The organism is Aureimonas glaciei, from assembly GCF_014643375.1.
Classification (GTDB): domain Bacteria; phylum Pseudomonadota; class Alphaproteobacteria; order Rhizobiales; family Rhizobiaceae; genus Plantimonas; species Plantimonas glaciei.
The window spans coordinates 16292-37839 of the sequence record NZ_BMJJ01000001.1 but is presented as its reverse complement, the minus strand read 5'-3'; the positions used below and the strand labels follow the sequence as shown (position 1 = coordinate 37839).

The window sequence follows — 21548 nt, the reverse complement described above, 5'->3', positions numbered from 1 at the left end:
AGGTGCGCGGCGCCTTAGTTTCCCCGCCCGCAAAACCGCGGCGCGGCGGTGACGGTGGCGCCTTCGGCCTTCGCCGTCGCGGCCCGGCGGGCGGAGAGCTCGTCCGGCGTCAGCGGGCGCAGCGTCACCCGGCAGGCAGCGCCCGCGATCTCCGTGACCATGCCGACGGCCTCGAAGCGGCGCTCGGTCTTTTCGACGGCGGTGACGATATGCAGCCGGCCGCGGGTGCGCAGCACGCGGCCGATCTCCGGCGCGTTCCAGGCGTCCATCTCCTTGACGAAACCCGTCATCGCTTGTCTCCGCAGCGCCCCGGGCGCGATGATAATAGACTCATGGCTTAAAGCATCATCGGCATTTAAGGTTAATCAGACTTTAATCCTGCTCAGGCCTTCTGTCAGGATCGTCTTTATGCCGGACAAGCCTTTATGGCGGCAAGACGTTATGGCCAGTCCGGCTTTCAGCCTAACCGTGCTTAAAGCCATTGCGCTCTTTAAGCCGTTGCAGATTGAAAGCGTATCCCTGTTTTAAGACCGATCCCTCTTAGTATTTCTTTCACGAACCGGCCCTAGAACGGTCCTCACAGCAGCGGTCCGACGAGGCGAGCCCTCTCACCGCAGGCATGAAGCCGATGCTGTTCGACGGTCCGCCGTCATGTCCCGCTTTCTCGTTTTGGGACGAACCTCATGACCTCCATCAATTTCAATGCCTCGGCCACGACCGCTCTGCGCACGCTGCAGCAGACGAACTCGGCGCTCGAGACCACGCAGAACCGCGTCGCCACCGGCCTGAAGATCGGCGAAGCCAAGGACAACGCGGCCTACTGGGCGATCTCGACCACGCTGAAGTCCGACAACAAGTCGCTGGCGACCGTGAAGGACGCGCTGAGCCTCGGCGCCGCTACGGTCGACACCGCCTATCAGGGCCTCAACAAGGCCAAGGACGTTCTCGACGAAATCAAGTCGAAGCTGACCGCCGCCACCCAGGACGGCGTCGATCGCGAAGTCATCCAGAAGGAAATCTCCGAGCTCCAGAACCAGCTGAAGTCTATCGCCTCGTCCTCGACCTTCTCGGGCGAGAACTGGCTCTCGATCGACTCCGCTGCCACGGGCTTCAGCTCGACGAAGACTGTGGTTTCCTCCTTCTCGCGTGACACCACCGGCGCTGCGACCATCGGCACGATCGGTGTCGATATCTCCAACGTCGCGCTGTTCGACGCCAATGCGGACGACGCCAAGAACGGCATCATCGACGCCAAGGTCTCCCTCAGCTCGGGCGGACGCGATCTCGCCTTCGGTGGCACGGTCTCCGCTTCGGCTACGGGCAACACCTCGACGGCGGGCCTCGTCGACGCAACGGACACGGGCCTCACGGCCGCGGTTCTCACGGATGCCGGCGCGGTTTCTGTCCAGGCATCGGCTTCCTATGCCGGCTTCACCCCTGCAACCTTCGCTGCTGGTGTCGACGGTATCGAGTTCACCATCAACGAGATCAGCATCGACGGGACAACCGGTGCACAGACGGCCACACCGCGGACCGTGCAGATCTTGCAGGCTGACATCTTGGCCGTCGGTAACGCCGACAATGTCGTCGATAGCGTCAATGAACTGGTTGCTGCCTTCAACGCTCAGCCCGGCGCCGAAATCGGAAATCTCGAGGCCTATGTCGACAACGGCACGCTCGCGGTCCGCAACAAGCTGCCCGGCGCGCTCAACGGCGTTCAGATCGTGGCCGTTCCGACCGCGGTCGCTGGTGGCTCCGCGCTGGGCCTGACGGCACCGACGACGACGGTTCGGCTGGGTGCGGGCAATGCCCAGATCTCGTCGACCAGCCTCAACATCGCGAACTTCACGGCAAATGCGACCGACAAGATGCAGCTGTCGTTCAAGTTCGATGGCGGCAACACGCACACCTATGACATCACACCCGGTGCGTCCCTGACGAGCCTCGTGTCCGCCCTGAACGGCGCAGGCAACTTCAGCACCTATGCGGTTGCATCGCAGGTTGGCGGTGAGCTGGTGATCACTGGCAAGACCGTGGGTGCCGACAAGACCGTCGAAATGACCGGCGTGACCTACACTGACGCGGCAGGTGTCTCGAAGGAAATCGCCACGGCGACCGGTCTGCCTTATTCCGAAAAGGCGAAGGTTTCGAGCGGCACTTTCACCGGCCCGATCACCCTCGACGCCGACGACAAGATCCAGTTCGACGTCAGCGTCAATGGTGGTTCGTCCAAGCTGGTGACGATCGACAAGGCAACGATCGATGCTGCGCTCAGCGTCGGTACGGGCACGATCAACGACGCCGGCAACTACGTCACGGTTCTGAACCGGGCCTTGACGAATGCCGGCGTGACCGGAGTCTCGGCAAGCGTCGGCCTGATCGGCGCTGATGCCGGCAAGGTCATCTTCACCACCGCCGGCCGCGGCAACACGGCGTCCGTTTCGATCTCGGACGTCAACGCCACGAAGGCTGCTCAGCAGGTTTCGGTCGATACGATCGATATCTCCTCGGCGAAGCTGACGTCTCTTGGTGCCGACACCGGCGACAAGATCCGCCAGGCGATCACGGCCTACGTTTCGGTCGTGAACGATGCGATCAGCAAGCTCACCACCGCGGCCTCCAACCTCGGCGCGGTCTCCAGCCGCATCGACATGCAGACCTCCTTCGTCGACACGCTGATGGACACCATCGACAAGGGCGTCAGCAACCTCGTCGACGCCGACCTGTCGGAAGAGTCGACGAAGCTGCAGGCCCTGCAGACCAAGCAGCAGCTGGGCATCCAGGCGCTGTCGATCGCCAACTCCTCGCAGCAGAACGTCCTGCGCCTGTTCCAGTAGGATCGGGCCTGATAGTGGGTGGCGCCTCCGGGCGCCACCTGAATGCCGCACCTCCGGACCCTTCATTGGGCCCGGGGGTGTTTTCGTTTTTTGGGGCGGGTTCGGGATGGGATGGATGGGCGCGCTGGCTGCCGCCCCTAGGCGCCTGAGGTGGGCGATTCCCACCGTCACCCTCATGGTGAGCTTGTCGAACCACGAGGGCTCCAGCCAGCACGCCTTTCCACGCTGTGACAGATGTGAAATTCGATCTTTCACGCCGTGCCGACCCTCGTGGTTCGACAGGCTCACCATGAGGGTGATGGGTATTGCTCCATGAGGTGAGTGGGAGAGGGTGGCGCACAAGCCCTCCATCCCCCGGGTCGCCCAACATTGCCCCTCTTCGCGTGGCGCGGTATCACCGCGGCGAAAGCGGATCCCTGCCGCGCCCCTGTTTCCGAGGATCTTCCATGGCCGTTTCCGCCAATGCCTTTCCCGCGCCCGACCGGGTCAAGGTGCGCCGTGCGCTCTTGTCGGTTTCCGATAAGACGGGGCTTGCCGAGCTCGCGCGCGCGCTGGCGGGGATGGGCGTCGAGCTCGTCTCGACGGGCGGAACGCGCAAGGCGCTGGAGGCGGAGGGGCTTGCGGTGCGCGACGTCGCGGAGCTGACGGGCTTTCCCGAGATCATGGACGGGCGGGTGAAGACGCTGCATCCGGGCGTGCATGGTGGGCTGCTCGGCGTGCGCGCCGATCCGGCCCATGCGGCAGCGATGGAAGCGCACGGCATCGCCGGCATCGACCTCCTCGTCGTCACTCTCTATCCCTTCGAGGCGACGGTGGCTTCCGGCGCTGACTACGCCTCGTCGGTCGAGAACATCGACATCGGCGGCCCCGCGATGATCCGCGCCGCGGCGAAAAACCACGCCTACCTCACCGTCGCGACCGACCCCGCCGACTATGCCGAAATCCTCGCCGCGCTGACGGAAGGGGAGGGAGAAACTTCCCTGTCTCTGCGTCAGAAGCTCGCGGCCCGCGCCTTCGCCCGCACCGCCGCCTATGACAGCGCGATCGCCAGCTGGTTTGCCGGCGAAGTCGGGAACATGGCGCCGGAGAAGGTCAGCTTCGCCGGGACGTTGGCGGAAACGCTGCGCTATGGCGAGAACCCGCACCAGTCGGCCGGCTTCTACCGCCACGGCGCGGCGCGGCCGGGCGTCGCGACTGCCCGTCAGGTGCAGGGTAAGGCGCTCTCCTACAACAACATCAACGACACCGACGCCGCCTTCGAGCTCGTGTCCGAGTTCGATCCCGCCCGCACGGCGGCCGTCGCCATCATCAAGCACGCCAATCCCTGCGGCGTCGCGGAAGGGGTCAATCTCGCCGACGCCTACCGCGCGGCGCTGGCCTGCGACCCCGTCTCGGCCTTCGGCGGCATCGTTGCCCTCAACCGGACGCTCGATGCCGAGGCGGCGCGCGAAATCGTCGAGGTGTTTACGGAGGTGATCATCGCCCCCGACGCCAGCGCCGAGGCGATCGAGATCGTCGCCGCCAAGAAGAACTTGCGCCTCCTCCTCACCGGCGGCCTGCCGGACCCGCGCGCGCCGGGCAAGACGGTGAAGTCCGTCGCCGGGGGCCTGCTCGTGCAGTCGCGCGACAACGGCGTCGTCGACGATCTCGAGCTCACCGTGGTGACGAAGCGGGCGCCGACGGCGGCCGAGATGGACGATCTGCGCTTCGCCTTCCGCGTCGCCAAGCACGTGAAGTCGAACGCCATCGTCTATGCCAAGGATCTCGCCAGCGTCGGCATCGGCGCGGGGCAGATGAGCCGCATCGATTCCTCGCGCATCGCCGCCCGCAAGGCCGAGGATGCGGCGCGGGCGATGGCGACGGAGCGCTCCGGCGCCGAGGTCGCCGCGGGCCTGGCCGCCGGCCACGCCATCGTACCGCTGACGCACGGCTCGGTGGTCGCTTCCGACGCCTTCTTCCCCTTCGCCGACGGCTTGATCTCGGCGATCGAGGCGGGGGCGACGGCGGTGATCCAGCCCGGCGGCTCGATGCGCGACGCCGAGGTGATCGCCGCCGCCGACGCCCACGGCGTGGCCATGGTGTTCACCGGCATGCGCCATTTCCGGCACTGACAGACGGTTGCCTGAGGCGGTCGCCGGCGGCCGTCGCCTGGGCGGCGTGTCCTCGGCGGTGATCCTGCGGGGTAGCCGGAGCCCGTGACGGGGACGCGGGGCACTGTCCGGCAAGGCACTGGCAGGGCAGGAGTGTCCCCGCTAGAATGGCGCCTCTCCCCAGGGGATGGTCGCGATGACCGCCGAGACGATCCTTGCCTTGCTCGCCCGCCACGCGCCCGAGTTTCGCGCGGCCGGCGTCACGCGCATGGCGATCTTCGGATCGCACGCACGCGGCGATGCTCGGCCGGGATCCGACCTCGACATCGCGCTGCGGTTTTCCGACGAGGCGAAGGCCGAAGGATTTGCCTATTTCGGCCGCATCGAGGCCTTGCGCGACAGACTGCAGGCCCTGGTTCAGCAGCCGGTCGACATCACGGTCGAACCCGTCCGCTCGCCAGAACTCCAGGCTTCGATGCGAGCGGACGAGCGCGTTGCCTTCGAATAGGCCGCTCCGGCGCCTTCACGACAGCGCCGTGAACATCGACCGCATCCTCGCCTACACCGCCGGCCTCACGGCCGACGCTTTCGCTGCCGACGAGCGGACGCAGGACGCCGCCAAGCGCTGCCTCCAGCGTCTGTCGGAGGCGGCGGTCAAGCTCGGTCCCGTGGCCGAGGAAGCCATGCCGCAGCATGCCTGGGCAGGAATCCGAAGCATCGGCAATGTGCTGCGGCAACGACTATGACCGCGTCGACCCGTCATCCTGTGGCGCATTATCCGCCATGAGCTGCCACCCTTGCGGCAGGATATTCTCGCCCTCATCGCTGGCTGGCAGGACGATGCCAAGGACTGACGGCTGCCTGTGCGTCAGGCCGTGCTGACGGCCTGCCGCTCCGGCGAGGGCGTGCCCCACAACAAAGCGAGCCCGACGAGGAAGAAGGCGAGGATCGCCGACATGCCGATGCGTGTCGCCAGTTCGGGGCTCGTCCACTGCGCCGCGAGGTAGGTCAGCGCCGCGACCGAGAGCGTCGCGAGGAAAGAGGTCGCCCGGCCGGTCAGGGAGTAGAGGCCGAAATAGCGGCCGGCTTCGCGGGGGCTCACCGATTGCGCCAGCCAGGCGCGCGAGGAGGCCTGGATCGGGCCGAAGGCGAGGCCGATGAGAAGGCCCCAGCCAAGATAGGCGCGTTCGGCGGGCGTCGCGAACAGACCCGTGCCAGGCGTTGGCGCCGGCCAGGCGAGGAGGCCGAACAGGGTCGACTGCGTTCCGGTCGAGACGATGCCGAGCGTCGCCAGGATCAGGCAGAGGATCGAGGCGAGGATCACGCGCTTCGACCCGAGTTTTGCCTCCAGGAGGCCGGCGATGGCGCAGCCGAAAATGGCGGTGACGGTGAGGAGGATGCCGAACAGGCCGGTCTCGGTCACCGACCAGTCGAACATGCCCGCCGCGAAGGCCCCACCCAAAACCAGCAGCGCGTTGACCCCGTCCTGATAGGCCATGCGGGCGAGGAGAAAGCGGAACAGCGGCCGGCGGGTGCGGGCCTCGCGGAGCGTGCCGGCGAGATCGCCGAGCGCGTCGCGCACCGCCCGCCCGATCGGCTCGCGCACGGCGACATCGGGCGTGAACAGGAACATCGGCAGGACGAAGACGAGGTACCAGAGACCGGCCATCGGCGCCGTCGCGCGTGCGCCTTCGCCCGTGGCCGGATCGAGCCCGAACAGTGGCGGCAGGCCGGCCAGCGTCTTTCCTGTCTCCGGGCTCGCGGCGACGAAGGCCAGCGTCAGGCCGAGAAAGATCATGCCGCCGAGATAGCCGAGGCCCCAGGCGAGGTTGGACACGCGCCCGATCTCCGCCGGCCGGACGAGACGCGGGATCATCGCGTCGTTGAAGACGATCGAGAATTCCGCCGCAACCTGCGCCAGCACCAGCAGCGTCAGCGCGGCGAAGAGGCTCGTTCCGGGCGCCGCCGTCCACAGTGCGCAAAGCGCCAGGATCTTGACCGCGGCGAAGCAGGCGATCCAGGGTTTGCGCGGGCCGGTGCGGTCGGCGACGGCGCCGAGGAAGGGCGAGAACAGGGCGACGAGGATCGAGGCCGCGGCCGCCGCCAGCCCCCAGGCCGTCTGGCCCGTGGCCGGGTCGGCCGCCATCTGCGAGACCAGATAGGGGCCGAAGACGAAGGTGATGACCACGGTGAAGAAAGGCTGGGCGGCGAAGTCGAAAGCCATCCAGCCCCAGACCGCCTTCTGCCGGAACGGGCGGGGAAAGGGCGGCGTGTCGGCTGTCGGCATGAAGCTTCCGGGCTCGGGCGCAGGCGGCGACGGCCATCCGCTCGCCGGCATTGTGAAGCTGCCGGGCGCAAGAAGCCAGCGCCTCGCTCAAAACCGGGGCTGAGAAGGCAGCGTGCGGGCGGTCGCGGCGGGCTCTTGGCCTTGCAAAATCCCCCTGCCTCGCCGCATCGGCGCATGCTAGGTTCGCCCACCTTCAACCCGACGAGGAAAAAGACCATGGCCAAAGGTCAGATGCGCAGCAACAAGGAAACCCGCAAACCGAAGGCCGACAAGGCCAAGGCGGCGGTGCCCTCGACCGTCCCCGGCAAGTTCGCCGCCGCCCAGACGACGGGCGCCGACAAGAAGAAGTGAGGCGAGGGGGGCTCTCGGTCTTAGGAGAGACTTGGCGCCACGACGGCCGATGTCCGCGCCGCCCCCTCTCCCGTCCGGCGCTTCGCGCCGGCCCCGGGGCGAGCCACCGGTCTCGCCCGTCCTTCGGACCCCTCTCCCCTGCGGGGCGAGGAATGGCGCCAGGTTCTGAATTCGTGGCGCCATTCTTCTCCCCACCGGGGAGAAGGTGGCCCGAAGGGCCGGATGAGGGGGCCCACGGTGGAGGAGATCCTGCTCTAACGCCGCCCCCCACGCCCTCCTACGCCGACAGATCCGACAACAGCCCCGCCGCCACCGTCAGCCGCGCGACCGAGGTGTCGCCGCTGCCGGCCAGGGCCGCGATCTGCTGGGTGATGCGCCCAACTGTCGCCTGGCGGCTTTCGGCCCAGGCGGCGACGGGATCTTCCGCCCCGCCGAACTCGGCGAGCGCCCTTGCCGTCAGCCGGCGGCGGGCGCCGGCGATCTGGCTGGCGGCGCGCTCCAGCGCCAGGATCTCGTAATAGTCGACCGGCTCCAGCCGCTGCAGCGCCGCCTCCAGCCGGCCGATCTCGAACAGCCGCGTGATGGCGAAATAGGCCGACAGCGCCGGCTCGAGCGGCGTGTCTGTTTCACGTGAGACAAAGGCGATGTCCGGCACCAGCGCCAGGAGCGGCAGGAGCGCGATCTCGGCGGCGAGATCGGCCGGCACGCCCTTGTCCACCCACTGCCGGCACCGCTCTTCGGCCTCCTCGCGGGCGCGTGGGCTGGCGAGCGTCAGAAGGCGCGGCCGCAGCGTCGCGGCGATGTCCTGGACCGCCGCGATGGCGGTGCCCAGACCCTTGCCGAGCTCGCCGTTCTGCACGAACCAGCGCGTCACCCCCTGCAGCATGGCCGAGGCCGCGGCATAGAGGGCGTTCTGCGTCTCGCCGTGGATCTGGCCGTCGAGCCTGTCGATCCCTGTGAGAAGGGCGCCGCCGCCCAGGCCGTCATAGGTCGCCACGAAGGCGGCGACGATGTCGCCCGGCGCCGCGCCCGTCGCATCGCGCACCGATGTGACGAAGGTCGGGCCGACGGTATTGATGGCAAGGTTGGCGACGACGGTGGAGACGATCTCGCGGGCGAGGCGATGGCCCTCGATGTCGCTGGCGTAGCCCTGCCGCATGGGGGCGGGAAAATACTGGAAGAGGCGGTCGCGGAGATAGGGATCGTCGGGCAGCGTGCTGTCGATCAGCTGGTCGAACAGGACGATCTTGGAATAGGCCAGAAGCACGGCGATCTCCGGCCGGGAAAGACCGAGGCCGGAGGCGCGGAGATCGGCGAGGCCGGCATCGGTCGGCAGCAGCTCGACGCTGCGGTCGAGGAGTCCTGCCTCTTCCAGCACCGTCATGAAGCGCGCCTGCAGCGGCAGCGCCGAGACGCCGCGCCGCGCTTCCAGGGACAGTGCCAGCGTCTGCTCGTAATTGTTGGCGAGGACGAGCTTTCCCACCTCCGCCGTCATCGACGCCAGCAGCACGTTGCGGTCCGGGCGGGTGAGGCGGCCCTCGGCCATGGCGCTCTTCAGCGCGATCTTGATGTTGACCTCGACGTCGGAGGTGTTGACGCCGGCGGAATTGTCGATGGCGTCGGTGTTGATGCGGCCACCGTGGCGGGCGTATTCGATGCGGCCGCGCTGGGTGACGCCGAGATTGGCGCCCTCGCCGACGACCTTGGCGCGGATTTGCGCCCCGGTGACGCGCAGGGCGTCATTGGCGCGGTCGCCGACATCGGCATTGGTCTCGGCAGTCGAGCGCACATAGGTGCCGATGCCGCCGAACCAGAGGAGGTCGGCCGGCGCCTTGAGGATGGCGTTGATGATTTCCGCGGGCGTGCCCGACGTCCGGTCCCAGCCTATGGCGGCGGCGGCTTCCGGCGACAGGCGGATCAGTTTTTCGCGGCGGGAGAAGACGCCGCCGCCGGAAGAGATCAGCGTCCTGTCGTAGTCGGCCCAGGAGGAGCGCGGCAAAGCGAAGAGGCGCTGGCGCTCGGCGAGCGAGGCCGCCGCATCGGGGTTGGGGTCGATGAAGATGTCGCGGTGGTCGAAGGCGGCCAAGAGCCGCGTCTCCGGCGAGAGCAGCATGCCGTTGCCGAACACGTCGCCGGACATGTCACCGCAGCCGACGACGGCGAAGGGCGTGGTCTGGATGTCGCGGTCCATCTCGCGGAAGTGGCGTTTCACCGCTTCCCAGGCGCCGCGGGCGGTGATGCCCATGGCCTTGTGGTCGTAGCCGACCGAGCCACCCGAGGCGAAGGCATCGTCGAGCCAGAAACCGTTCGCCTGGGCGATGGCATTGGCGGTGTCGGAGAAGGTCGCGGTGCCCTTGTCGGCGGCGACGACGAAATAGGGGTCCTCGCCGTCATAGCGCTTGACGTGATCGGGCGTGACGATGGCGGCGCCGTCGATGTTGTCGGTGACCGACAGGAGCGAGGCGATGAAGACGACATAGGCGGCGCGGCCGGCCTCGAACCACGTGTCGCGGCTGGCGGGATCGCCGAGGCGCTTGGGGAAGAAGCCGCCCTTGGCGCCGACGGGCACGATGACGGCGTTCTTCACCTGCTGCGCCTTGACGAGGCCGAGCACCTCGGTGCGGTAGTCCTGGCTGCGGTCGGACCATCTGAGGCCGCCGCGGGCGACGCGGCCGAAGCGCAGGTGCACGCCCTCGACGCGGGCGTCGAAGACGAAGATTTCGCGGAACGGCACGGGGGCCGGCAGGCCCTCGACGGCGGATGAATCGAGCTTGAAGGCGAGCGCCGGCGAGACATGGGTCGGCGTCGAGCCCTCTTCGGCCGAGGTGCCGTCGACGGCGTAGAAGTTGGTGCGCAGCGTTGCCAGGATCACGCCGAGGAAGCGGCGGATGATGCGGTCGTCGTCGAGGCTGTCGACGGCATCCAGCGCCTCGATGACGGCGTCGAAGCATTTGGCCGCGCCGTGCGCCTCGGCCAGACGCCGCTGGACGGCCTGGGGATCGGCGGGGTCCTCGGGATTGTCCGACGTGGCCGGCGCCGGGACGGGGGCATGGGCCGGGTTGAAGCTGGCGTCGAAGACCTGCCAGAGCTGGGCTGCGATGGCCGGCTGGCGCAGCAGCGTCGCGGCAAGAAAATCCTGGCCGTAGGCGATGCCGGCCTGGCGCAGATAGCGCGCATAGGCCCTGAGCACATTGGCCTGGCGGTAGGCGAGGCCGGCTTCGAGGACGAGGGCGTTGAAGCCGTCGTTTTCGATCTGGCCGGCCGAGACGGCGGCAAAGGTCTGCTGCAGCGATCTTCCGTCGTCGGCGAGCGGGATCGCGCCGCCCTTCTGGCGCACCAGATCCATGTCGTGCAGGTGCACCGTCTGCCCGTCCGGCCGGCGGACCTGAAAGGTCCGCTCGGAGACGGAGGAGAAGCCCATGTTTTCGAGGATCGGCACGCGCGTCGACAGCGCCACGGCGGCGCCGAGATGGTAGATCTTCAGGCGCACCAGCGCCTCAGGGTCGCCGGGGCGGCGGTAGAAGTCGACCGAGAGCGCCGCGCCCTCACCCAGGAGCGCCATGCGCTGGGTGTCCTTCACCGCCTCGGCCGGCGCGATGACGTCGCGATAGCTGTCCGGCAGGCCGGGGGTGAAATGCAGGAGCTCGTGCGCGGCGCCGGCGGCATGGATCGCCCGGATGAAGCCGTCCTCCCAGGCCTTGGCCATTTCGGCGATGCGCTGCTCCAGCGCTTCGGCATCGACCACGGGCGTCGTGCCGCCCTTGCGGCCGACGATGAAGTGGACGCGCGTCAGCCCGCCTTCGGGAAAGGCCGGATAATAGGCCGAGATATGGCCGTCGAAGCGTTCCGCCAGGAGCTGGCCGATGCGCTCGCGCAGGCGCGAATCGTAGCGGTCGCGCGGCACGAAGACGAGGACGGAGACGAAGCGGTCGAACCGGTCGACGCGCGGCAGGACACGCACCCGCGGCCGCTCGCCGAGATCGAGCACGATGCCGGCGAAGCGCTCGAGGAGGTCGACGTCGATCTGGAACATCTCGTCGCGGGGGTAGGATTCCAGGACGTTGAGGAGCGCCTTGCCGGAATGCGAATTGCTGGCAAGGCCAAAGCGCGCGATCACCGTCTCGGCCTTCAGCCGGAGATAGGGGATGGTCAGGATCGAATGGGTGTAGGCCGAGGAGGTGAACAGGCCGACGACGCGCAGTTCGCCGACGAAGCTGCCGTCCTCGGCGTAACGCTTGACCCCGATGTAATCCATGTAGGTGCGGCGGTGGACGAGCGCACGCGAATTGGCCTTGGTGACGATGAGCGGATTGGGCGCCTGCAGAAAGGCGCGGATCTCGGCCGTCGTCGTCACCGCCTGGCCGGCGCGGCTCAAGACGCGCACTTCCGGGTCCGAGAGAATGCCGAGCGCTTCCTCGTCGCGCCGCTCCAGCGCCTCCTCCTGCGCCGCGCCGACATAGTCGAACTCGCGGGCGCCGAGGAAGATGAAGTTGTCGGCGAGCAGCCAGTCGAGGAGCTTGGCCGATTCCTCCACCATGGCCTGCTGGGGCGTGCCGGCCAGCGAGGTGGCGCGATCGCCCATCGCCGCGGCCGCCTCGCCGACGCGTTCGCGCATGGCGCCGAAATCGCGCACGGCCAGATGCACCTGGCGCAGGATGCGCTCCAGCGCGGCGGCGAGGCGCCCGCCGCCTTCGGGATCGGCGTCCGGCTCGATCGCCACCTGGATCAGACTGACGCGGGCCGGGTTTCGGGAGGCCGCTTCGCCCGGCCCGGCGGCGGAAAAGCGCGCGATGGCGCCGGCCGCATCGCGCGCGACGTCGAGGATCGGATGCGAGATATAAGCGATGCCGACGGCCCGTTCGGCGATTTCGGCCATCACCGAGTCGAAGAGGAAGGGCATGTCGTCGTTGACGATCGTGACCAGGCGAAGATCGGTGCCGGCGAGGCTGAAGGCCGCGTGCTCCTCGACGGCGACGACCGGCAGCCCGACGCGGTGGGCGGCGAGGGCGGCGACGGCGCGGCGGGCGGCGAGCGCCAGGGCCGCCGGCGCAAAGCCCTCGAGATCGTCGGCCGGCGGGCGGTCGAACAGCAGCGGGGTGAGGATGGCGGCATCGCCCGCAGCACCGAGGGAGCCCAGAATGGCGGTCAGGATGTCGGCTTTGGCGCGGCTCATGCGGTCGATTCCTCCAGCGGTCGGTGCCCCAGCATAGGGCAGGCGACTGATTCGCGCGCCCCCGCCCGGCACTCATGGCAGGCTTCGCTCCAGGCACGCAGCGGGGCGACCGACCGGTCGCCGCGTGCCTTCCCCGCCTCATGCCCGGTCTGGCCGGCTCCGCGGCGACCGCCGCCGGCCGGCCGTCGGAAATGGCGCCGAGGCCGGAGCGGCCGGTCAGAGCTCGACGAGGCGGTCGGGGATCTCGTTCGGATTGCGGCCTTCCGCCGGAAAATGCCGGGCGAGGATCTCTCCGGCCTTCGCGATCGCCTCCACATAGCCGTCGGCGAGACGATCGGCCTTCGCCGCCGCGACCAGGACAGCGACCAGGGCATCCCAGTCGGCCTGGGGCACTTTGGCGTTGATGCCGGCGTCCGCGATGACCTCTGCATGGTGCTCGGCTTCGGAAACGAAGATCAGGATGCCGGTGCGGTTCTCCGTCGCCTGCAGGTCGTGGGCCATGAACTGCGCGAGGGCCGTGCGGTGGGCGCGCTCGGCCTTCAGCCAGGCCGGCACGAACAGCATGCGCAGCGGCACGGAAAGGCGCAGGGCCAGGAGGAGAAACAGCGCGAAGCCCAATTCCGTCAGCTGCAGCGTCAGGCCGGAGACCGAAATGTCCGCGACCGTGGCCAGGACGGCCGAGACGAGGGCCGCGGCGAAGGTCAGGACGAGGGCGAAGAAGGAGGAGGCGAAGACGTAGCTGTCGCTCGCCCGGGTGAAGACGGCAAAAATCTCGCCGCGCGTCGTGGCCTCGGCCGCGCGGATGGACGCGTTGACGCGGGCGTGGTCGTCCTTGGAAAAGGCGAGAGGTTTCACCATGAGCCGGACGAGCCTCCACCGCCGAAGGAACCGCCGCCGCCGGAAAAGCCGCCGCCCGAGGAGCCGCCGGAAAATCCACCGCCGCCGAAGGAGCCGCCCGACCGGCCTCGGCCGTTCGTCTGCGAGAGCGCCCAGACCATGCCGAGCCAGCGCCAGCGGTTCTTGCCGACCTTGGTGCCGAAGCGGCGGGCGAAAAAGCTCATCACGCCGGCGCCCATGACGAAGAGCCAGACCAGCGCGAACAGCACGAAGAACACCGCGCCTTCGACATCCTCGCTTTGCCAGCCTTCATTGCGCTCGGCCCGCGCCTGCAGTTCGGCGGCGTCGCCGGAGAGCACCTTGAGGATGCCGTCGACGCCCTTGGCGATGCCGCCGGGGTAATCCCCCGACCGGAAGGCGGGAAGGATGTCGTTCTGGATGATCAGCGACGACAGGGCATCGGTCAGCGTGCCCTCGAGGCCGTAGCCGACCTCGATGCGGACCTTGCGGTCGTCGCGCGAGACGAGGAGGATGACACCGTTGTTCTCGCCGGCCCGCCCGATCTTCCAGGCGCGGCCGAGCGCCACGCCGAATTCCTCGATCGCCTGGCCCTGGAGATCGGGCACGGTGGCGACGACGACCTGGTCGGACGAGGTCCGCTCGAAGGCGGCGAGCTTCTGGTCGAGGGCGGTTTCGGTCGCCGGATCGAGCAGGCCGGCGGCATCGACGACGCGGCCGGTGAGGGCGGGAAACTCCTGCGCCGCGGCTGGGTGCAACAGGCTGGCCAGGAGGACGACGGCCAGCGCCAGCCACAGGATCGCTGGATGCCTTCTGCCGGCCAGGCTTCGGGCCGCGGGCGCGATCATCGGCAGAAGCGCCATGCCGCCCGCCTCAGTTGAACTTCACCGCGGGCGGCTGGTCGGAGCCGGCCTCGGCAGTGAAGGACTCCATCGGCTTGGACTCCGGATAGAACCAGCTCGCATACCAAGAGCCGGGAATGGTCTTCAACTCGGTGTTGTAGACGCGCACCGCGTCGATGAAGTCGCGCCGGGCGACGGCGATGCGGTTCTCGGTGCCTTCGAGCTGGCTCTGCAGGGCCAGAAAATTCTGGTTCGACTTGAGGTCGGGATAGGCCTCGACGGTGACGAGGAGGCGCGACAGCGCGCCGGAGAGCTCGCCCTGGGCGGCCTGGAACTTCTGCACGGCGGCGGGATCGGTCAGTTGGCTGGCGTCGATGTTGGTGGCGGTCGCCTTGGCGCGCGCCTCGACGACGGCGGTGAGCACTTCCTTTTCCTGCGCGGCATAGCCCTTGACGGTCTCGACGAGGTTGGGAATGAGGTCGGAGCGGCGCTGGTACTGGTTCTGCACCTGGCTCCAGGCGGCCTTGGCCTGCTCTTCCATCGTCGGAATATTGTTGATGCCGCAGGCCGACAGGAGCGGCGCGAGCAAAGCGAGGACGAGCAGCGGGCGGAGGAAGCGGGCGGCAGCGGTCATTTTCGGCTCCGGAAGGCGGATGGGCAAACCCGGCGTCAGCCCGGACGAGGGGCCGGTTGCGCGCAGCCTCTCTACCACGGCAAATGCGGGCGCGACAGACGGCGCGCGGCTTGCCCTCGACCGGCTTTTCGGTCAGGCTTCCCGGCATGAGCGAACCACCCAAAACCCCTTCCCGGCAGGATTCCGGCGATGCGGCGCGCGCGCGCGAAGCGGCGGCCATCCTGCGCCGCATCAACGAGGAAACCAGCCCGCAGATCGGGGCCGGCACGGGGCGTCTCCTGTCCAACACCTGGGGGCATCTCTCCGCCGTCGATGCGGACCAGGACGATCCGATCGAGGTGCTGGGCACGCGCATCGGCCGCATCCTCGGCTTCGTCGCCTTCCTGGTGCTGTCGGTTTCCCTCGTCCTCTATCTCATGCGCAGCTGATCCCATGAGCGAGACACATGCATCGGCACGGCAGGATCGGCCCGCCGTCCTGTCGATCTCCAGCCATGTCGTGCGCGGCACGGTGGGCAACCGCGCCGTCGTGCTGGCGCTGGAATCCCTCGGCTTTCCCGTCTGGGCCGTGCCGACGGTGACGCTGCCCTGGCATCCCGGCCATGGTCCGGCGACGCGCATCGTGCCACCGGCGGAAGATTTCGCCGCGCTCGTCGCCGATCTCGGCCGGGCGCCCTGGCTCGGCGAGATCGGCGCCGTCGTCACCGGCTATTTCGGGGCGCCCGAACAGGTCGAGCCGGTGGCGCGCCTGATCGAGGCGATCCGCCGGATCAACCCGAAACTCGTCTACCTGCTGGATCCCGTCCTCGGCGATGGCGGCAGGCTCTACCAGCCGGAGGCGACGCTGGTGGCGATCCGCGACCGCCTGCTGCCGCTCGCCGACATCGTCACCCCGAACCGCTTCGAGCTGGAATTCCTCACCGGCCTCGAATTCTCCGACAATTCGCACCTGATCGAGGCGGCGAGCGCGCTCGGGCCGCCGACGGTGGTGGTCACCTCGGCGTTTCCGCTCCTGAAGGGCGGCACCGGCAATCTCCTCGTCGACGGCTACCAGGCGGCGCTGGCCGAGCACCGGCAGATCGCGAACGCGCCGAACGGTCTCGGCGACCTGACCTCGGCGGTGTTCCTCGCCCGCATCCTGTCAGGCATGACGGGGGAGAAGGCGCTGCAGACGACGACGGCGGCGGTTTACGAAATCCTCGCCCGCACGACCAAGCGTGGCGCCAACGAGCTGACGCTCGAAACCGATACCGACAGCCTGAAGCATCCGATGGCCATGGTGCAGATGCGCCGCCTCGGACTGCCGAACGGCAACCGGCGGGCGTGACGCCCGGCGGCCGCCCGGCGGAGGCGCCGGACGCGGAAGGGCAGGTGATCGCCGGCGTCGACGGCTGCCGCGCCGGCTGGGTGGCGGTGATCGGCCGTGTCGGCAAGCTGGGGCCAGGAGCCTTGCCGTCCCTCCCGGAAAGCCTGCAGGCGCGGGTCTTTCCGCGCTTCGATTTCCTGCTCTACGCCCTGCCCGAGGATGCGGTGATCGCCGTCGACATGCCGATCGGCCTGCCCGAGCGCATCGAGGGGCCAGGGCGGGCGGCGGAAAAGGCGACGCGGCCGCTGCTGGGCGAGCGCCAGTCGAGCGTCTTCTCGATCCCGGCGCGGCCGGCGGTGGAGGCCGGCGCCGGCCCGTTCCGCTCCGAACTGCATCGCCGCGAGGCCTATCGCGCCGCCTGCGCCATCGCCGAGCGCCTGTCGCATCCCCCGCGCCGCATTTCGATCCAGGGGTTCGGCCTGTTTCCCAAGATCATCGAGATCGACCGGCTGCTGCTCGCCGATCCCCGCCGCGCGACGCGCGTGATCGAGGGCCATCCGGAGCTCGCCTTCCGCCTGTTGAACGGCGGCACGCCGGTGTCGAGCCCGAAGAAGATCCAGGGCCGCGTCGATGCGACGGGGATGGAGGACCGGCGGCGGCTTCTCCTCGAGGCCGGGCTCGGCCGCGATTTTCTCTATGCGCCGGCCCCGGCGGGGGCGGCGCAGGATGATTTTCTCGATGCCTGCGCCATGCTGTGCGTCGCCGCCCGTCATGCCGCCGGCATCGCCGTCGCCCATCCGTCGCCGCCGGACCGCGACGCGCGCGGCCTGCCGATCGCGATCTGGGCCTGAGCCTCTCCCTCTTCGGGCGCGGCGCGCGAGGCGATTGCTGGCGGCGATGCGATGCGCTAGGAGCAAAACATGGCTCTGCTTCCCGACCATCTCCTCGCCGGCCACAAGGCCTTCATGTCCGGGCGCTACCGGACCGAAGAGCAGCGCTATCGGGAACTCGCCCGCGCCGGGCAAGAGCCCGAAACGCTGGTCATCGCCTGCTGCGACTCGCGCGCGGCGCCCGAGACCATCTTCGACGCCGCGCCTGGCGAGCTCTTCGTCATCCGCAACGTCGCCAACCTGATGCCGCCCTATTCGCCCGACGGCGAGTACCACGCGACCTCGGCGGCGCTGGAATTCGCCGTCCAGGCGCTGAAGGTCAAGCACATCGTCGTGCTCGGCCACGGCCGCTGCGGCGGCATCAAGGCGGCGCTCGATCCGGAGTCGAAGCCGCTGTCGCCGGGTGACTTCATCGGCAAGTGGATGAGCATGGTCGAGGCGCCGGCGAAGATCGTCAGGGGCAACGAACTGATGACGGCCGGCGAGCGCCAGACCGCGTTGGAGCGCATCTCGATCCGCTTCTCGCTCGCCAATCTGCGCAGCTTTCCCTGCGTCTCCATCCTCGAGGGCAAGGGTCGCCTGACGCTCCATGGCGCCTGGTTCGACATCTCGACCGGCGAGCTCTGGGCGATGGACCCGGAGACGGGCGATTTCCAGCGCCCGGTGATCGACATCCCCGACCCGGACCCCGCGGCCTGACCTTGTCGGCCTGCTGCACCGGAGCGATCGGCTGTGGCGTTTTGGCCGATCTCGGGCGCCGATTGGCATTTTTGCGTGCATTTGAGTCGAATGCGGGGGAATTTCGCCTTGCGAAAGCCGGCCTCCCACCGCTTTAAGTGGGAATGGCGCATTGTTGCCGCTGTGGGCCGGCTCTGCCGTCCTGCTTCCGGCATCAGCGGGTCTGTCGACGGAAGGGCGGAATCCAGCCTCTCTTCCCTGTCGAGGGATCGGAATGCGATCGAGAGGGTTAGCGCCAAGAGCGCTGTCGGCCAATCAATGCCGCGGAGCCGGCATCGGGGAAAGACCAAGTGATGATACGGACGATGAAGACATGTGCGGTTCTGGTCGCGGTTCTGGCGGCTTCGGGCTGCACCCGCTCGGTTTCGCCGATGGCCGACAGCGGCCCGGCGCCGCTGCGGCCGGCGCCGACCGGCCAGGTGTCGTCGAGCCAGCTGCCGCCGCCGCCGGCTCCGCCGCCGCCGGTGACCGCCACGGCCGCGACCACGCCGCCGACCGATCCCCTGGCCGGCACGCAGCCGGGCGCCCCGGCCGCCGCGCCGGTCCAGACCGCCTCGGCCGGGCCGGTGACGCGCGAGGGTCTCGTCGGCGCCTGGAAGGTTTCTTCCGGCGGCGGCAACTGCCAGATCTTCATGGCGCTGACCAAGTGGACCGGCGGTTACCGCGCCGCGTCGCGCGGCTGTCCCGGCCAGGTCGCCGACGTCTCGGCCTGGGACGTTTCGGGCAGCCAGGTCGTCCTGAAGGATTCGAGCGGGTCGACGGTGGCGAGCCTCAACAATTCCGGCGGCACCCGCTATGACGGCCAGACCACCGGCGGCGCGGCGATCAGCCTTTATCGCTGAGGTTTCGGGCAAGCGGACGCCGGGCCGTTCGACTCATCGCTACGCCCCATCTGACGGCAACGCGATGCGGTCAGATGGACGGTTCGGCCTTCTGGGACTTGGAAGGTTCGTCATCCCGGGCTTGACCCGGGATCCATGCCGGACCGTCGGAGCCCCGATGCCGTTCAGAATGGAGTGGTGTCGGCCATCCACTCAGCTCATGGGCGTTTGAGCAATGGATCCCGGGTCAAGCCCGGGATGACGAGCCGTTTGAGGCGCGCTTTGCCCCTTGTCGGCCGTCGATCGTACAGCGATGCCAGGGCCGCGGGAGAGAGCGTCCACCCCGTCGGCATCCCGACTGTCCCTGCGACGGGCTTCGCCCTACGCTCTCATCCTTCGCCAGCCGCACCCGGGTTCTCGCCATGACAAACTCCTCCGCGCCGATCCGCGAGCGTCAGGGCCCGGTGCGCTCGGCGCTCGACCGGCTCGTCGCCAGCGGCGAGATCGAGGCCGATCCGGCGCAGCGCCTTCTGGCAGACCGCCTCGACCGCCTCGACAAGCAGCTGTCGACCACCAGTCTCGCCTCCAAGCAGAGCGCGCTCGGCTGGCTGTTCGGCAAGGCGAAGCCGGCCGAGCCGCCTCGGGGGGTCTACATCCACGGCGAGGTCGGCCGCGGCAAGACCATGATCATGGACATGTTCTACCGCCAGTCCTCGGTGAGCTCGAAGCGCCGGGTGCATTTCCACGCCTTCATGGCCGAGGTGCACGAGCGCATCGGCGCGCACCGCGCCGCGGTGAAGGAAGGGTCCGCGCGCGGCGACGATCCGATGCCGCCGGTCGCCGCCGACATCGCCGCGTCGGCCAGGCTCCTGTGCTTCGACGAGTTCTCGGTGACGGATGTCGCCGACGCACTGATCCTGTCGCGGCTGTTCAAGGCGATGTTCGAGGCGGGCGTCGTTTTGGTCGCCACCTCCAACGTCGCGCCCGACGATCTCTACCGCGACGGCCTCAACCGCGGCCTGTTCCTGCCCTTCGTCGACGAGTTGAAACGCCATGTTGACGTCATCCGACTGGATGCTGCCGAGGACTACCGGCTGGCGGCGATCGGCGAGGACAATCTCTATCTCACGCCGCTGGATGCGGAGACCGACGCGCGCCTCGACGCGGTCTGGACGGCCCTCCTGGCGGGGCAGAAGCCGGCGCCCGCCTCGCTCTCGGTCAAGGGCCGCACCGTGCGCGTGCCGCTCGCCGGCAACGGCGCGGCGCGGTTCAGCTTCGACGATCTCCTGAAGCGGCCGCTCGGCGCGCAGGACTATCTGGCGCTCGCCCGGCGCTTCCACACGCTCGTGCTCGACCGCGTGCCTGTTATGGCCGAGGCCGAGCGCAACGAGGCCAAGCGCTTCATCACCCTCGTCGACACCCTCTACGATGCCGGCCGCCGCATCGTCATCTCGGCCGAGGCGCCGGTCGGTGAGCTCTATCGCGGGGTGAGCGGCACGGAGGCCTTCGAGTTCGCCCGCACCGTCTCGCGCCTGACCGAGATGCGGTCGGCCGACTATCTGGCGGCGGCTTCCGCCGGCGAAGACCGGCCGGCCTGATCCGCCTCGGGCCCGCTCTGCCGGGCGAAAGGCACCCTCGCCTCTCGCGGCGGGGCGACCTCCACCCGGTCCCGGCCGTTCCGCTTCGCCCGGTAGAGCGCCGCATCGGCCGCCGCGACGAGCTCGACCCGGTCGTCATGGCCCCACGAGTCGGCGATGCCGAAACTGGCGCTGACGCGCACAGCCACGCCGTCGGCGGAAACCTGTTCGGCGGCGATCGCCTGCCGGATCCGCTCGGCGATCGTCTGGGCCCGTGCCGCGTCGGCAGCCGGCAGGAGGATCAGAAACTCCTCGCCGCCATAGCGGGCGACCAGATCGACGTCGCGCACGCTCTGCCGCATCACGGCGCCCAGGCGCTGCAGGACGGCATCGCCGACATGGTGGCCGAAGCGATCGTTGACGGACTTGAAATGGTCGATGTCGACGAGGATCACGCTGAACTCCCCGGCGCCGCGGCGAAAGCCGTTCACGTCGAGCCAGTGGTCGACGGCCCGGCGATTGCCGAGGCCGGTCAAGGGGTCGACGAGCGCATCGCCGCGAAGACTGCGCTCGCGATGGATCATCCCGATCTCGCGCCGCATCATCCAGCCGAGCGTCAGGGTTCCCGCCAGGCAGGTGGCCCAGATCGAGGGAAAATAGACCGCCAGGAAGCCGTCCGGCAGGCCGTCGCCGGTGGGATGCAGGACGACGACCGAATGGCAGGCGATCATCACGGCCAGAAGCAGCAGGCTGGGAACGGTCTCCTGCCGCTCGGGCGGAACGAACCGACGCCAGGCCAGCCCCGCGATGCCGGCCAGCGCGATCGCCATCAGCCCGTAGGGCGTGCCGCTGCCGCCGATCCAGAGACGATAGACGGCGGCCATGGCACCCGAAATCAGAACGGCGGGCAGGCCGACAAAGGCGGCGGAGAGACCGATCACGACCGCCCGCGCATCGATCAGGACGCCGGGCTTGACGGGGGAGGGCGTCATCATGGCGAAGATCGCGCCGAGGCCGAAGATGACGCCGAGGAGGCAGGCGCGCACGCCCGGCCGGCAATCGAGCCGCTGTACCATGCCAAAGAAGACGGCCACCAGCGCGAGCTGACCGAGGCCGTTGATCATGGCGACGACGATGTTCATTGCTGC

18 protein-coding genes are annotated in these 21548 nt (G+C 68.8%); 11 read left to right on the top strand and 7 right to left on the bottom strand.

All coding sequences use genetic code 11. The annotated features are described in order from the left end of the window. Positions 1–14: 14 nt before the first annotated feature. Positions 15–290: a hypothetical protein gene (locus IEX88_RS00175; protein ID WP_188848389.1), complete on the bottom strand. Its 276-nt coding sequence runs from the start codon at positions 288–290 to the stop codon at positions 15–17. Between the two features lie 393 nt (positions 291–683). On the opposite strand from IEX88_RS00175, the gene IEX88_RS27160 reads away from it, so the two are divergent. The 4 genes from IEX88_RS27160 (at position 684) to IEX88_RS00150 (ending at position 5673) form a co-directional block, all read left to right on the top strand. After that, complete coding sequence (locus tag IEX88_RS27160) at positions 684–2837, top strand: flagellin N-terminal helical domain-containing protein (protein ID WP_308423808.1); 2154 nt, start codon at positions 684–686, stop codon at positions 2835–2837. A 446-nt stretch (positions 2838–3283) separates the two neighbouring features. Then, on the top strand, positions 3284–4948 hold the full coding sequence (purH, locus tag IEX88_RS00160; RefSeq protein ID WP_188848387.1) for a bifunctional phosphoribosylaminoimidazolecarboxamide formyltransferase/IMP cyclohydrolase: 1665 nt from the start codon (positions 3284–3286) through the stop codon (positions 4946–4948). Between the two features lie 175 nt (positions 4949–5123). Next, positions 5124–5435 carry a nucleotidyltransferase family protein gene (locus IEX88_RS00155; RefSeq protein ID WP_188848385.1) on the top strand — a complete coding sequence of 104 codons (312 nt, stop codon included), beginning with the start codon at positions 5124–5126 and terminating at the stop codon, positions 5433–5435. A 28-nt stretch (positions 5436–5463) separates the two neighbouring features. After that, a complete protein-coding gene (locus tag IEX88_RS00150; RefSeq protein ID WP_188848383.1) occupies positions 5464–5673 on the top strand; it encodes a HepT-like ribonuclease domain-containing protein in 210 nt (69 codons plus the stop codon). 122 nt (positions 5674–5795) lie between these two features. Here the strand turns inward: IEX88_RS00150 and IEX88_RS00145 are convergent, their stop codons facing one another. Further along, positions 5796–7214 carry an MFS transporter gene (locus IEX88_RS00145; protein ID WP_188848382.1) on the bottom strand — a complete coding sequence of 473 codons (1419 nt, stop codon included), beginning with the start codon at positions 7212–7214 and terminating at the stop codon, positions 5796–5798. A gap of 216 nt (positions 7215–7430) precedes the next feature. Between IEX88_RS00145 and IEX88_RS27005 the strand changes: the two genes are divergently transcribed. Continuing rightward, entirely contained in the window at positions 7431–7565 is a 135-nt protein-coding gene (locus IEX88_RS27005; protein WP_267461347.1) for a hypothetical protein, read from the top strand. Between the two features lie 277 nt (positions 7566–7842). Here the strand turns inward: IEX88_RS27005 and IEX88_RS00140 are convergent, their stop codons facing one another. From IEX88_RS00140 to IEX88_RS00125, 4 genes are all read right to left on the bottom strand, one after another. Beyond that, positions 7843–12738 (bottom strand): NAD-glutamate dehydrogenase, encoded by a 4896-nt coding sequence (locus IEX88_RS00140; protein ID WP_188848380.1) that lies wholly within the window; start codon positions 12736–12738, stop codon positions 7843–7845. Positions 12739–12954: 216 nt separating this feature from the next. Then, positions 12955–13596, bottom strand: a complete 642-nt coding sequence (locus IEX88_RS00135) for a TPM domain-containing protein (protein ID WP_188848378.1) — start codon at positions 13594–13596, stop codon at positions 12955–12957. After that, positions 13590–14456 carry a TPM domain-containing protein gene (locus IEX88_RS00130; protein ID WP_244639747.1) on the bottom strand — a complete coding sequence of 289 codons (867 nt, stop codon included), beginning with the start codon at positions 14454–14456 and terminating at the stop codon, positions 13590–13592. The genes IEX88_RS00135 and IEX88_RS00130 overlap by 7 nt, the downstream gene beginning before the upstream one ends. A 10-nt stretch (positions 14457–14466) precedes the next feature. Beyond that, positions 14467–15069, bottom strand: a complete 603-nt coding sequence (locus tag IEX88_RS00125) for a LemA family protein (protein ID WP_188848376.1) — start codon at positions 15067–15069, stop codon at positions 14467–14469. 146 nt (positions 15070–15215) lie between these two features. On the opposite strand from IEX88_RS00125, the gene IEX88_RS00120 reads away from it, so the two are divergent. The 6 genes from IEX88_RS00120 to zapE all read left to right on the top strand — a co-directional run bounded on the left by IEX88_RS00120 (position 15216) and on the right by zapE (position 20421). Then, a complete protein-coding gene (locus tag IEX88_RS00120; protein WP_188848375.1) occupies positions 15216–15497 on the top strand; it encodes a hypothetical protein in 282 nt (93 codons plus the stop codon). A 4-nt stretch (positions 15498–15501) separates the two neighbouring features. After that, positions 15502–16395 (top strand): pyridoxal kinase PdxY, encoded by an 894-nt coding sequence (gene pdxY / locus IEX88_RS00115; protein ID WP_188848373.1) that lies wholly within the window; start codon positions 15502–15504, stop codon positions 16393–16395. Then, complete coding sequence (locus tag IEX88_RS00110) at positions 16392–17225, top strand: DUF429 domain-containing protein (protein ID WP_188848370.1); 834 nt, start codon at positions 16392–16394, stop codon at positions 17223–17225. Before pdxY ends, IEX88_RS00110 begins: the two co-directional genes overlap by 4 nt. A gap of 69 nt (positions 17226–17294) precedes the next feature. Then, entirely contained in the window at positions 17295–17963 is a 669-nt protein-coding gene (locus IEX88_RS00105; protein ID WP_188848368.1) for a carbonic anhydrase, read from the top strand. Positions 17964–18307: 344 nt separating this feature from the next. After that, a complete protein-coding gene (locus IEX88_RS00100; RefSeq protein ID WP_210319219.1) occupies positions 18308–18844 on the top strand; it encodes a protease inhibitor Inh/omp19 family protein in 537 nt (178 codons plus the stop codon). A 401-nt stretch (positions 18845–19245) separates the two neighbouring features. Beyond that, the gene (gene zapE, locus IEX88_RS00095) at positions 19246–20421 is read left to right on the top strand and encodes a cell division protein ZapE (RefSeq protein WP_188848364.1); all 1176 of its coding nucleotides are present in this window, start codon (positions 19246–19248) and stop codon (positions 20419–20421) included. On the opposite strand, the gene IEX88_RS00090 is transcribed toward zapE, so the two are convergent. Next, on the bottom strand, positions 20379–21542 hold the full coding sequence (locus IEX88_RS00090) for a diguanylate cyclase (RefSeq protein ID WP_188848361.1): 1164 nt from the start codon (positions 21540–21542) through the stop codon (positions 20379–20381). The two genes, zapE and IEX88_RS00090, sit on opposite strands and share 43 nt — an antisense overlap. Between the last annotated feature and the right edge of the window lie 6 nt (positions 21543–21548).

Coding starts and splice junctions, on each gene's coding strand:
- IEX88_RS00105 (WP_188848368.1), top strand. CDS start 17,295: ATGGCTCTGCTTCCCGACCATCTCCTCGCCGGCCACAAGGCCTTCATG.
- IEX88_RS00140 (WP_188848380.1), bottom strand. CDS start 12,738: ATGAGCCGCGCCAAAGCCGACATCCTGACCGCCATTCTGGGCTCCCTC.
- IEX88_RS00130 (WP_244639747.1), bottom strand. CDS start 14,456: ATGGCGCTTCTGCCGATGATCGCGCCCGCGGCCCGAAGCCTGGCCGGC.
- IEX88_RS00120 (WP_188848375.1), top strand. CDS start 15,216: ATGAGCGAACCACCCAAAACCCCTTCCCGGCAGGATTCCGGCGATGCG.
- IEX88_RS00135 (WP_188848378.1), bottom strand. CDS start 13,596: ATGGTGAAACCTCTCGCCTTTTCCAAGGACGACCACGCCCGCGTCAAC.
- IEX88_RS00155 (WP_188848385.1), top strand. CDS start 5,124: ATGACCGCCGAGACGATCCTTGCCTTGCTCGCCCGCCACGCGCCCGAG.
- IEX88_RS00100 (WP_210319219.1), top strand. CDS start 18,308: ATGAAGACATGTGCGGTTCTGGTCGCGGTTCTGGCGGCTTCGGGCTGC.
- IEX88_RS27005 (WP_267461347.1), top strand. CDS start 7,431: ATGGCCAAAGGTCAGATGCGCAGCAACAAGGAAACCCGCAAACCGAAG.
- purH (WP_188848387.1), top strand. CDS start 3,284: ATGGCCGTTTCCGCCAATGCCTTTCCCGCGCCCGACCGGGTCAAGGTG.
- IEX88_RS00145 (WP_188848382.1), bottom strand. CDS start 7,214: ATGCCGACAGCCGACACGCCGCCCTTTCCCCGCCCGTTCCGGCAGAAG.
- IEX88_RS00125 (WP_188848376.1), bottom strand. CDS start 15,069: ATGACCGCTGCCGCCCGCTTCCTCCGCCCGCTGCTCGTCCTCGCTTTG.
- IEX88_RS27160 (WP_308423808.1), top strand. CDS start 684: ATGACCTCCATCAATTTCAATGCCTCGGCCACGACCGCTCTGCGCACG.
- IEX88_RS00090 (WP_188848361.1), bottom strand. CDS start 21,542: ATGAACATCGTCGTCGCCATGATCAACGGCCTCGGTCAGCTCGCGCTG.
- zapE (WP_188848364.1), top strand. CDS start 19,246: ATGACAAACTCCTCCGCGCCGATCCGCGAGCGTCAGGGCCCGGTGCGC.
- pdxY (WP_188848373.1), top strand. CDS start 15,502: ATGAGCGAGACACATGCATCGGCACGGCAGGATCGGCCCGCCGTCCTG.
- IEX88_RS00175 (WP_188848389.1), bottom strand. CDS start 290: ATGACGGGTTTCGTCAAGGAGATGGACGCCTGGAACGCGCCGGAGATC.